The following is a 12,212-nucleotide window of genomic DNA, read 5'->3' on the forward strand; positions in this document are numbered from 1 at the left end:
CAAGATAACATGTGTTCATGATCAGGCTGTAACGTAACGCAGCGTCGTCAGTTTTAAGCGTTGGCATCGAAGCTTGGAAGCTCTGGAATCCCCATGTGTCTCGGCACATGGAGGTTTCAGAGCTTTTTTACATAAGGATCTGCGGGTAGAGCTTGGCTTGTTCCAATCCATTCGAATTTACGTCACTCCATTTTCATAATTGGAGTCTAGATGCTCGGTAGAAGCGAACGCTTCAATGGTGTATTTACCTTGATCATGGATCAATGTGGTGATGGAGCACTCGGGGATCAATTGGTTCTGCATAGCTATAAAATCGGAATGCCAGACGTTAAGCTCGCGCTCGGTAAAGGTTTGCACCAGAAAATCAGTAATGAGTCCACCATGTGCAACCACAATAATGTTACTATTCTCTGGCTCTTCATTAGCCAATTCGGTTAGGAGGGAAGCCAGACGTTCACCTGCCTGTTTGGCCGAGTCTCCCACGGGTGGAATGTAATCTGGGTCAGACGTACATCGATCCCACATCGTAATGAATTCTTCGAATGACTGATTCGGGCAATCGCCCCAATTGGCACGTTCGCGCAGGCGAGGATCTTCGGTTATATGGGAATGGGTGTGGCGGGCAATCATACTTGCAGTTTCTCGGGCCCGTTGAAGTGGGCTGGTCAGGATTTTAGTAACGGGAAAGATAGCTCTGGCAAAATGAAGTGCTGTGGTTTCGGCTTGTAAAGCCCCTTGGGCAGTGAGGGAGACATCCCCGATTCGTCGTTCTTTGAGACCATGTCGCACCAATTGAAAGGTGGTACTCATGAGTGAAAACCTCCTTAAGTATAGACAGTTTACATAAAGGATTAGATAGTAAACTAATTATATATTTATCTAATTAAATAATACAATGAGGCTTTTAACGAAGACAGTTTATATCCAGCCGACAGAATTGTTACAATGGAGAAAAGTGAGGATCGATCGTTGTAGGAATGGAGGTATGGATATGAGCATTACGAAGCACTGGACAGGAAGCCTGTATCAGGAGGCATTGCGAACGGAGGACTGCGGGCCGCGTTTCTACGCGTACTATTACAAGCAGTGGGACAACTATCGTATGTCCTATCACCATCATGATTCCACAGAGATCATGTATATTATTTCGGGAATGTGCCGGGTGGATGTGCAGATGCCGGATGGGGGCTCGGAGCAGGCTGTTTTGAAAAAAGGACAGTTCATTATGCTCGACGCAGGTGTCCCGCACCGTTTGCTGGTGGAAGATGGTGTCCCTTGCCGGATGCTCAATGTGGAGTTTGGATTCTCAAGCTCACCTCCCGGACAGTTATCCATCCGTCAGCTCGCGCAAGAAGAGGAAGAAGTACATGTTTTATTGGCTAATGCTTCGCCATATCTGGTACTGCCTGACCCGGAAGAGGTGTATCACATTATGAAAAGTCTGGTGCTGGAACTCGATCAGCGTGGTCTGCTGGAGCAAGGAAGATCAACTGTGCCGATGAAGATCATTCCACCAGAGGAAAGGTTGCATCATCGCGAAGCCCGGAATCTAACATCTCCAGAACAGGGCATGCTGGTGCGTACATTGTTCATCCAGTTGCTGGTCCGTGTTGCACGTCTGCGTGGAGAAATGAGCCGGAGTGCGCCAGATCAGGCGGAACTGTACGTCAAACGAACCATTGAATTCATGCATCACAATATGGATCGCAACATTCAGATGAAGGATATTGCGGCAGCCGTCAATCTGCATCCAGGCTATTTACATCGTATTTTTCGTCAGCACACGCAGCGCACACCTACCGACTACCTGTCGATGCTTCGCATGGAGAAGGCCAAGATGCTGCTTCAGCAGACGAATATTCCTATTTCGGAAATCTCCGACTATGTTGGAGTAGGCAGTCGTCAGTATTTTCATATGTTATTCAAGAAGACGACGGGCATGACTCCGGTCGAATTTCGCTCCTCTATGGAACGACATGTTAGTCAGTACTCGTCGGATGAATGAGCCGATTGCAGTTATTTTCGAAGACGTATCGATTAGTGGGACTGGCGCGTAAAAGTTAGGATTTTTGACAACAAGATCTTGAACAGGTCATGATTTTGATAACGCTTCCCTATTTGCGGTTGGTACAATGATTTCATGAAGAGGGTCATTAACCGAAGCGAAAGATTCGGATTTAGGGGAGGACATAGGCATGTCGTTTAAAGTGGCGTTTATCGGGGCAGGAAGTATCGGATTTACACGGGGTTTGTTAAGGGATTTGCTGACGGTACCAGAGTTTAACAACATCGAGATTGCGTTCTGCGATATTAACCAGCACAATCTGGACATGGTGACTGAGCTGTGTCAGCGGGATATCCGTGAGAATGGATTGAATATTCAGATTCAGCCAACAACGGATCGGAAAGAAGCGTTGAAAGATGCGAAGTATGTACTGTGTACGATTCGTGTTGGGGGACTGGAAGCATTTGCAACGGATGTGGATATTCCACTGAAATATGGTGTTGATCAATGTGTCGGCGATACGCTGTGTGCAGGCGGCATTATGTATGGACAACGCGGAATCGCCGAGATGTTGGACATCTGTAAAGATATTCGTGAACAGAGTGCACCCGACGTACTGCTCTTGAACTATTCCAATCCGATGGCGATGCTGACATGGGCTTGCAACAAGTACGGCGGTGTGCGGACGATCGGACTGTGTCATGGTGTACAGCATGGTCATCATCAGATTGCGGAAGCTTTTGGATTGAAAAAGAGTGAAGTGGATATTGTCTGTGCCGGCATCAACCATCAGACCTGGTATATCCAGGCTTCTCATGAAGGTAAGGATCTTACAGGTGATCTGCTCGAAGCCTTCGAAAAACATCCCGAGTACAGCCGCACCGAGAAAGTGCGGATCGATATGCTGCGCCGCTTCGGTTACTACAGCACGGAATCAAATGGTCATCTGAGTGAATATGTGCCGTGGTACCGCAACCGTCCGGAAGAGATTAACGAATGGATCGACCTGGGCAACTGGATCAACGGAGAGACGGGTGGATATTTGCGGGTGTGTACCGAGGGGCGCAACTGGTTTGAGACTGATTTTCCTAACTGGATGAAGGATGAACCGATGCAATTCATTCCGGAAAAACGGGGCGAGGAGCACGGTTCGTATATTATCGAGGGACTGGAAACGGGACGTGTCTATCGTGGACATTTCAATACCGTTAATAATGGAGTCATCTCGAACCTGCCGGATGATGCAATCATAGAAGCACCGGGATATGTGGACCGTAACGGTATCTCTATGCCACATGTAGGGGATCTTCCACTTGGACCGGCTGCCGTGTGTAACGTGAGCATCTCCGTGCAACGGCTCGCGGTTGAAGCCGCGGTGAACGGAGATGACAAATTACTTCGTCAGGCGTTCATGATGGACCCGCTCGTGGGTGCCGTATGTAATCCAAAAGAAATCTGGCAGATGGTCGACGAGATGCTGGTTGCACAGGCCGAGTGGTTGCCGCAGTACGGAGATGCGATTGCAGCTGCAGAAGCAAGACTTGCTGCAGGTGACTTGATTCCAACAAAGGAATATGAAGGTGCAGCACGTCTTAAGGTGAAAACGGTGGAAGAAATGAAACAGGATCGCGATGCTGCGAACAAAAACGCGGGTGAATCCGATAAAGGGAAAGATCGCGAGAAAGTGCAGCAATAGATAAAAATGCGTAAGGGCCTCTCCAAAATTGGAGGGGCCCTGTTTATTTCTATTTTTTTTCGAAACCACGGATAACAAAGGCAAAAGAGGTATCACCCAAGGAAACCTGCGAATTTTGAGAGGAAATCCAGCGGGCAAAGGCTCCATAATAATGAGTACCTTTTTCCTGCGCTAACTGGAATGAACCTTCTCGCAAAGAGTTGAGGGTGAGGCAGTTTTGTTTGCAACATGACTTGGAGTAGGATTACAGCCGGATAATATCAGCAAAGTTGAAAGAAATACCAATGTGGTCAATGTTCTTATCGTATTAAAGAATTTTATTTGCAAGAGAGGAATGTTGCTAGTGTTACTCTTGCGATGCATATTTACCATGTGATACATATTACCTTTACAGACATAGTAATGTGTCTTATAGTATACACAGGACGGAAGAAAGTCGGTGAAACTCGTAGATGGATGTGCAAGTGATTAACAGTGATCTGATTCGGGGCAATATTGACCCCATCATTCTGAGTGTACTTATACCCGCAGATAACTATGGCTACAGCATTATTAAGGAGATCTATCGTAAGAGCGGAGAGCAGTTTGAATTGAAGGAACCTACGCTTTATTCCAGTTTGAAGAGGCTGGAGAAGAGTGGATATGTGGAGTCCTACTGGGGGGAAGAGACGCAGGGAGGACGACGCAAATATTACCGAATTACAACGCAAGGCCTTAAAGCCTATAGAGAGCAGGTTCATGCTTGGCAAGCAGCCAAGGCACTGATTGATTGCATGATTGTCACTGGAGAAAAAGGAGATGAAGACCTATGAGATTGGAAGCTCGCATCACTCGTCATGTGAATCGTTTGTTCGCTCACGCACAAGATACATTAGACAATCGAGAATTAAAAGAAGAGATTCACAGCAATCTCGCTGCGCGGATTGACGATTATATCTCGCAGGGTATGAGTGAAGAGAAGGCGTTCCAGACCGCCATTCAGCATATCGCTGGTATGGATGAAGTGATGAGTGACCATCGAAGGGTACAACGTGTTCCTTACTGGACAGCGTTGTTGCAGTCTGCTCTGATTTATAGCCTCATAGCCTGGATCATTACCATTCCAATGAGAGTGCTGATGCAAGGCTCCGCCATAAACAATCTGCTTATGATCGTGAGTCTCATTGTTGGTGGCATGTATGTATTGTATCTGTTGATCAACAAGACGAACGATTCTGCAACTTCCGTGAAAACCACGGTTATTCGAATCCCTGCCTTAGTGCAGTGGAATCGCAGAATATGGTGGTTGTGGGCGGTATTAATACTCGTACTATGGGGAACGCAGGCAGCATTGCGATTCGGAAGCAACATCTGGTTTAATCGACCCATTCAGGTGGATGGACCCTATCAGTTTGCTGTGATCGTCATTGCCTTTGCCATCCCATTACTGAGTGTTATTATTCCTTTGGTTGTGCATCGGGCGTATCGGATCGTTAGTAAGTATGAAGTGAGTGATGCGTTATGAGAATTAGAAACATATGGATTATAACACTTGTTGTGTTGGGCATCAGTGGCTTAGTGATTGTTGAAGGTTTCGTTAATCCGAAGATCGAGGCGAAACAGGCTCGGTACGAGGAAGAGCAGCAGAATCCGCTGACACATGATTTTGCCACTTTAGCCAAATATCGCAGTCCCTACATGGGTGATAATTCAAACCTTAGTCATCTGAATCAGGCTTTACCTTTACGTGAAAGATTGAATGGTTACCAACTGTACCCGGAGACGTTCACGGTCCAAGTGAATTATAGCTTGGATACGCGTGGGATGGATGCAGAGGCACTTGAGCGGATACTTGTATATAATGCGGTTGCGAACTTTGTTATGATCGATAATCTGGAGCAGATCGTCTACCAGTTTGAGAATACCAGCCATACCTTACATCGTGAATCTGCCCAACAATGGACAGGTACGGAATTAAAGGAGCTTCAGAACCCGGAGCTATGGAATTCGACTGTACGCGAGAAGCTGGTGGAACCGGCACAAGTGAAAGAGGTTTTTTCACAGATTGTTGACAATTAAGCTGCATGAAATAGAAGGAAATAGGCAAGAGACTCGACTCTTCTCCCATGCTATGTTATTATAAATCTCTGATAACGTGGTAACGAACTAAAGCGTTTGGGTTTTGGTTATAGACATGGAGGGGTTCGAGAGATGAGAAAAAAAGCGATTCTACTATTATTCATTAGTATATGTGTATTGATTGTGGCTGGTTGTTCCAGTTCCGCAAGCAAAGACGATAACACGATTGTTGTAGGAATTGATGATAAGTTTGCTCCAATGGGTTTCCGGGACGAGCAGAATGAAATTGTTGGTTTTGATATTGATTACGCAAGAGCTGCAGCGGAGAAAATGGGTAAAGAAATCACATTCCAGCCAATCGACTGGTCTTCCAAAGAATCAGAGCTGAACAGTGGCCGGATCGACATGATCTGGAACGGGTACACCATTACGGATGAGCGCAAAGAGAAAGTGCTCTTCACGAAGCCGTATTTAGAAAATAGTCAGGTAGCCATTACCTTGGCAGACTCACCAATTACAAAGCTGGATGAACTCGATGGCAAAAATGTGGGATTGCAGGCGCTGTCCTCAGCGGCAGATGCACTGGCAGCAAGTCCCCTGAAGGATAAAGTGAAAGCTTCCGAATTCAAGGATAACGTGCTTGCACTGACGGACTTGAAAACGAAACGTCTGGATGCGGTCATCATTGATGAAGTGGTAGCGAGATACTACATGTCCAAAGAAGAGGGAACATTCAAACTGCTGGATGAATCTCTTGCACCGGAACAATATGGCATTGGTATCAAAAAAGGCAACGAAGAGCTTCTGAATCAGCTGCAAAAAGCACTGGATGAGCTGAGTGCAGATGGAACAGCAGCTAAAATCTCCACCCAATGGTTGGGTGAAGATAAGGTTCTGAAATAGGCAGGTTATACACCTGATATATAGTTAGAAACAAAACGGACCCCGTATTCCATGCTGGAGCGATTCATGCCCCAGAGGAATGCGGGGTTAACAGATTAGAGGAGACAAAACAATGAGTTGGGATTATCTATCGACCATTTTAAAACCGATGCTAGAGGGTGCGCAGACCACCGTTTTCATGTTCTTGCTAGCGATCGTGTTATCTGTACCGCTTGGATTTGCGGTCACGCTTGCGATGAGAAGCCAAATTAAACCACTGGCGTGGATTGCCCATACCTATGTATATGTGATGAGAGGAACACCGCTACTGCTCCAAATTCTATTCTTCTGCTTCGGTTTACCGTTGCTTCCGGTGATTGGAGAGTATCTGGTGTTTGATCGTTTTGTTGCAGCGGGGATTGCGTTCATCCTGAACTATGCGGCGTACTTCGCTGAAATCTTCAGGGGCGGACTGCTTTCCATTGATAAGGGACAACATGAGGCAGCGAAGGTACTGGGGTTAACAAAGTGGCAAACGATGACTAAAGTCATTATTCCTCAGATGATTCGTGTAGTATTGCCCGCAACGGCCAATGAGTCCATTACGCTCATCAAGGATACGGCACTGCTCTACGCCGTGGCTGTACCTGAGCTGTTGTATTACGCCCAAGCGGCAGTGAATCGGGACTTGCAGTTAATTCCTTTCTTCGTGGCGGCGATTATGTATCTGCTCATGACACTTGTACTCACGCTGCTGTTCAAGGCACTGGAGAAGCGGTTTTCATTTGAATAAATTAAATCTGATCAATCAAAGGACTGTCTGCATATGACACATATAATAGAAGTAAATCAGTTGAGAAAATCATTCGGTGCACTTGATGTACTGAAACAGGTATCCTTCAACGTGGAACCAGGCGAAGTGATTGCCGTGATCGGGCCTTCGGGTTCGGGGAAAAGTACGATGCTGCGCAGCCTGATTCATCTGGAGGATATTTCGGGCGGAACAATTCGCATTCAGGATCAGACGTTGGTTGATAATGGCCGTTACGCGGGTGCCGCAGATATTCGCAAGATGACGGATCGTATGGGTATGGTATTCCAGCATTTCAACTTGTTCCCGCATCTGACCGTACAAGATAATCTGGAACTTGCACCGAAAACTTTGAAAAAAGAAAGCTCAAGCGTCATTCGGTACCGCAGTCTGGAATTACTCGGCAAAGTAGGGCTGTCGGACAAGGCCGATGTCTACCCTGGTAATCTGTCCGGTGGACAGAAACAGCGTGTAGCTATTGCCCGGGCACTGATGATGCAACCGGATATCCTCCTGTTCGATGAGCCGACGTCGGCACTTGATCCGGAGCTGACCGGGGAGGTACTACGCGTAATCAAACAACTTGCACAGGAAAATATGACGATGATGATTGTTACGCATGAGATGGGCTTCGCCCGTGACGTTGCAGATCGTGTATTTTTCATGGATAACGGGGAAATTGCAGAGGCAGGTCCACCAGAACAGATCTTCGGCAATCCGAAGCTTGCACGTACCCGGACGTTTTTACAGCGGGTGAAAGTGGAAGGATAGAAGGCATTCCAAATCTAAGAAATGTCAAAAGGACGCAATCCTATGAGTAATAAGGGATTGCGTTCTTTTTGCTTTTTAAAATAATAGCTTATGTCCAAAGGTATATGTTCCAGATAATCAATACCAGGGTCAACAAGATATAAGTTGCTACATTCCAAGGGGTTCGAATTCTAAATGTCGTATAACTCATGATTCCAAACAAAAAAATGCTAAAACATAAAACAGCTACATTATTTTGATAAAAAGCAATAAGTACAAGCATCAAAATCATAAGTATATTCATGACTTTATCGATTCTCATCGTAGTGATCCCCCAAAGATATTCAGAAAAGTATTACGACTATAATAATATCTATATGTTAGAAGTATTCATGATTTATATCATCACACGGATAAACGGTTCTTAAATTCATATCCTTGAAGTACAATCTATAAGCTTATGGATGTAGGTATATGTCCAGGGATGATGGGAATAAAATAAATCTAATATCAATTCATAATTAACATAATGTGGATATTATTTTTCCTAATAATCGATTATAATGAACATACTTAATAAACAGGGAGGATTTACCTTGGAACATCGCGAAAATGATGTGGATCGTTATTATAACGACACACTTCCACCACCACCTTATGTAATACCAAAAACCAATAGCAAATCGATTGTATCACTAGTTTTGGGGATTCTGTCCGTCACGATTCCTTACGTGGGAATTTTAATCGGAATCGTCGCGATTATATTTGCATCTTTAGCCTTCAAAGAGATCAGAGTTCGCATGGAGCAAGGCAGAGGATTGGCCATTGCTGGACTTGTTTGTGGAATCATCGGTACAGCGATGTATGTATTACTTATTTTGCTCGTGCTATTGTTTAGTTTCGCTATCTCAAGTTCTGAAATTTACTCTACATACTAGAAATATGAAGTTAGCAAACTTAGATTGTATCTCAAACTAAAAAAGCAAAGGCGTACTTTAACTCACACCTCTTGTTGTCCAGAAGAGGGTGGGGCTTAGGTACATGCCTTTGCTTTTTATTTTACTTTTTACAGGTGAAGTGAGACTTCACTGCTGACGTTTGCGTTCTCCGTGGTATGAGGCATCAGGAAATACGTTAAGGTTCCTCCCAGGCCAATCACGGCGAAGATGCACAGAATACCAATCTGATCCCAAGCCACACCGAACTGTCCACTTGAGATAACTGCTTTATAACCTGTTACCGAATAGGTCATAGGCAGCCATGGATTAAACACTTTCAGCCAATTTGGAATCAGTTCGAGCGGGAAGGTGCCTGCGCTGGTGGTGAGCTGGAAGATCAGCATCAGAATCGCGAGGAATCGTCCCGGATTCTCCAGCCAAGTCACCAGTGCCTGAATGATATACATGAAGCTTAGACTGGTAACAAAGCTGAACAAGAGGAATAATGGAACGCTCTGAACATCCAGACCCAAGCCGTACAAGACCAGCCATGAAGCAAGCAGGGACTGCACTGCACTCATGAGTGTGAAAGCCAGCGTTTTACTCACAAATCGATTCCAGCCACTTGCCTCACTAACCGTGCTGCCGCGTGTTGGCACTACCAATGTGGCAATCAATGCGCCGACAAAGAGCCCAAGTGACAGGAAGTATGGCGAGAATCCTGTACCATAGTTGGGTACCTCATTATATTTATGCTCATCGACCTGAACAGGCTCTGCATACATGGTTACGAGTTCATCGGTCTTTTTTACACTACCCGTCTGCTCAGCCGCTTCATTCAACTTGGTGGCAAGTTCGCCAGAGCCGTCTGTTAGCTTAAGGGTACCTTCTTTTAACTGACCAGCACCTTCATCCAGCTTATGTGAGCCATCTGCAAGGGTTGAGATTCCAACAGTGAACTGGCTTACACCCGCAACCAGCTTGCCTGCACCAGCATCCAATTGACTTGAACCATCCGCAAGTTTGGCTCCTCCAGCGGCTGCCTCAGATAATTTGGAATTGAACTGTTGTAAACCAGTCGCAAGCTTTTCTTGTCCGACGGATAATTGCGTGGCTCCTTGTACCAGTTGTTGTTCACCCTGTACCAACTGGCTGCTCCCTTGATGCAGTTGTTGCTGTGCAGCGTACAGGTTTTGACTACCTGCGACCAATTGCTGTCCGCCTTGATACAGCTGTTCGCTGCCCGTAGCTACGGCTTGGCTGGCTGCCAGGAGTTGCTGCACAGCAGGACTTGCGGCAAGTTCCGGACTCGCTTCGGCTAATTGGGCAAGACCTTGCGCAACCGCTTTGGCACCCTCGCTAACTTTGCCACTGCCCTCAACAGAACTTTGCAGCCCAGCAGTCAGCTTTGCACTTCCTTCCTCAGAAGCTGCCAGTCCTGCATCCAGCTTAGCTGCACCTTCTTGAGCGGATTGAATCCCTGCCTGTAACTGTTTGCCTCCCACTGCAGCCTCCAATGCACCGTTACCAAGCTTCGTGCCTGCCGCCGCCAATTGGGACAGCCCACTGGACAGGGCGCTTGCGCCAGTATGAAGATCATCTGTGCCTTGGGCAAGAGTGGACGTACCTTCTTTTAATGTAACTACGCCCGCTTCGAGCTTGTCGGTGCCTGCGGCCAGTTTGGACAGGTTCTCTTTTAATGTAGCAGTACCCTCATCCAGCGTGATCGCACCATCATGAATCTGACCTGCGCCATCCCCGGCATCCGCCAAACCGCCAGAGATTTTTTCGACCTGATCCAATAACGTTTCGGTATACGATTCTGTGACTTTGGCAGCGACTTTGGAGCGAATTTGTTTGACCGCCGTGCCGCCAATCTGACCCGCGAGGAAGTTGTATCCTTCATTGGGTTCATAGATCAGGTCTGCCGGCTCAGGGTGCTCATCCATCAGGGTTGTTGCTTTGGTGGAAAAGTCCTCCGGAATCACAATCGTCATATAATACGTGTTGTCTTGCATACCTTGTTCTGCTTGTTCACGAGTCACGAATTGCCAATTGAAATCATCACTTTTTTTCAATTCAGCGACCAGATTCTGACCGACCTCAAGTGATTTGTCATTGTAGACTGCACCCTGATCCGTGTTGACCACGGCTACAGGTAACTCATTCATTTTGCCATAGGGGTCCCAGAATGCGTTCAGGAACAGGCCACTATACAGTACCGGAATGAACAGTACAACGAGGATCGGAATAAATACTTTTGGTTTCTTGAAGGCGGACTTCAGATCCTGCCCAAATACGTGGAATGATTTCATCATGTTCTCTCCCTATCCTTACGCTAATCCGTTTGTTCTATCTCTATTATGTTTTGAATCAAGTGATACACCTTTCTCTATGTGGTGGGGGATAAGCCATTCTTGAGAAAGAGGCCCACAAAATCCTTGATCTGATCTTTGTGCAACGTAGGATGCGCTTTGTTCCAATCTGAGGTTAAGGTGACATACAGCTTCAGCAGGACAAAAGAAACCAGCTTGGGATCGTCTCTGCGAATCTGCTCTAATTCCATGGCACGGCTCACCTGACGCTCCAGATATTCAAGAATGGCTGTCTCCACTTTCTGCAAACCTTCCTTGGCCTGTGGCGTACCGAACTCGTTGACCTCCTGAAAGAGTTTGATCAACAGCTCATGTTCCTCCCGATACTCCAGCAAAGAATCCATACTCATATGCACGTTATCCAGAAAGGAGTTCTCTTCCTTCACCGTCTGCTCTGTAATCTGTCTCATATCCGCAATGATTGAGCGCAGAATCTCGCTAAACAGTTCTTCTTTATTATCGAAAAAAGTATAGATCGTTCCCTTGCCCACATTGGCAAGTCTCGCAACCTGCTCCATCGTTGTGGCTTTGTAGCCAAACAAGGCAAAGGATTTCTCGGCAGAATCCATCACCTGTTGCCTTCGATCTATCGTTTTCATCACATATACACCTCCTTGTAGGTTGAAAGGTAATGGGTAAGGTAAGTTATCTAATGACCAATTTACTATTTCGGTCATCTGGTCGTTAACAACTGTAG

Annotated in this window: 12 protein-coding genes; 9 read left to right on the plus strand and 3 right to left on the minus strand. The window is 46.2% G+C overall.

Features of this window, described 5'->3' with window-relative positions; all coding sequences use genetic code 11:
* Window positions 1-177: 177 nt before the first annotated feature.
* Complete coding sequence (locus tag MHH25_RS05495) at window positions 178-810, minus strand: histidine phosphatase family protein (RefSeq protein WP_340019403.1); 633 nt, start codon at window positions 808-810, stop codon at window positions 178-180.
* A gap of 181 nt (window positions 811-991) precedes the next feature.
* Between MHH25_RS05495 and MHH25_RS05500 the strand changes: the two genes are divergently transcribed.
* The 9 genes from MHH25_RS05500 (at window position 992) to MHH25_RS05540 (ending at window position 9,140) form a co-directional block, all read left to right on the plus strand.
* The gene (locus MHH25_RS05500) at window positions 992-2,005 is read left to right on the plus strand and encodes an AraC family transcriptional regulator (protein WP_340019404.1); all 1,014 of its coding nucleotides are present in this window, start codon (window positions 992-994) and stop codon (window positions 2,003-2,005) included.
* 190 nt (window positions 2,006-2,195) lie between these two features.
* Window positions 2,196-3,701, plus strand: a complete 1,506-nt coding sequence (locus tag MHH25_RS05505; protein ID WP_340019405.1) for an alpha-glucosidase/alpha-galactosidase — start codon at window positions 2,196-2,198, stop codon at window positions 3,699-3,701.
* A 452-nt stretch (window positions 3,702-4,153) separates the two neighbouring features.
* Window positions 4,154-4,513 carry a PadR family transcriptional regulator gene (locus tag MHH25_RS05510; protein ID WP_076253369.1) on the plus strand — a complete coding sequence of 120 codons (360 nt, stop codon included), beginning with the start codon at window positions 4,154-4,156 and terminating at the stop codon, window positions 4,511-4,513.
* Complete coding sequence (locus tag MHH25_RS05515) at window positions 4,510-5,205, plus strand: permease prefix domain 1-containing protein (protein WP_340019406.1); 696 nt, start codon at window positions 4,510-4,512, stop codon at window positions 5,203-5,205. Before MHH25_RS05510 ends, MHH25_RS05515 begins: the two co-directional genes overlap by 4 nt.
* Window positions 5,202-5,759 carry a DUF4825 domain-containing protein gene (locus MHH25_RS05520; protein WP_340019407.1) on the plus strand — a complete coding sequence of 186 codons (558 nt, stop codon included), beginning with the start codon at window positions 5,202-5,204 and terminating at the stop codon, window positions 5,757-5,759. Before MHH25_RS05515 ends, MHH25_RS05520 begins: the two co-directional genes overlap by 4 nt.
* Window positions 5,760-5,891: 132 nt before the next feature.
* Window positions 5,892-6,662, plus strand: coding sequence for an amino acid ABC transporter substrate-binding protein (locus tag MHH25_RS05525; RefSeq protein ID WP_145320967.1), 771 nt, complete (start codon window positions 5,892-5,894; stop codon window positions 6,660-6,662).
* Between the two features lie 112 nt (window positions 6,663-6,774).
* Window positions 6,775-7,434 carry an amino acid ABC transporter permease gene (locus tag MHH25_RS05530; RefSeq protein WP_340019408.1) on the plus strand — a complete coding sequence of 220 codons (660 nt, stop codon included), beginning with the start codon at window positions 6,775-6,777 and terminating at the stop codon, window positions 7,432-7,434.
* A 33-nt stretch (window positions 7,435-7,467) separates the two neighbouring features.
* Entirely contained in the window at window positions 7,468-8,223 is a 756-nt protein-coding gene (locus MHH25_RS05535) for an amino acid ABC transporter ATP-binding protein (RefSeq protein WP_340019409.1), read from the plus strand.
* Window positions 8,224-8,798: 575 nt separating this feature from the next.
* Window positions 8,799-9,140 (plus strand): DUF4190 domain-containing protein, encoded by a 342-nt coding sequence (locus MHH25_RS05540; protein ID WP_339189475.1) that lies wholly within the window; start codon window positions 8,799-8,801, stop codon window positions 9,138-9,140.
* Window positions 9,141-9,268: 128 nt separating this feature from the next.
* Here MHH25_RS05540 and MHH25_RS05545 read toward each other — a convergent pair whose 3' ends face one another.
* Together MHH25_RS05545 and MHH25_RS05550 are read right to left on the minus strand one after the other, a co-directional pair.
* Window positions 9,269-11,455, minus strand: a complete 2,187-nt coding sequence (locus MHH25_RS05545) for a YhgE/Pip domain-containing protein (protein ID WP_340020449.1) — start codon at window positions 11,453-11,455, stop codon at window positions 9,269-9,271.
* 77 nt (window positions 11,456-11,532) lie between these two features.
* Entirely contained in the window at window positions 11,533-12,114 is a 582-nt protein-coding gene (locus tag MHH25_RS05550; RefSeq protein WP_340020450.1) for a TetR/AcrR family transcriptional regulator, read from the minus strand.
* Window positions 12,115-12,212: the final 98 nt, after the last annotated feature.

Origin of the sequence: Paenibacillus sp. FSL H3-0457 (assembly GCF_037981725.1) — a bacterium.
GTDB lineage: Bacteria > Bacillota > Bacilli > Paenibacillales > Paenibacillaceae > Paenibacillus > Paenibacillus amylolyticus.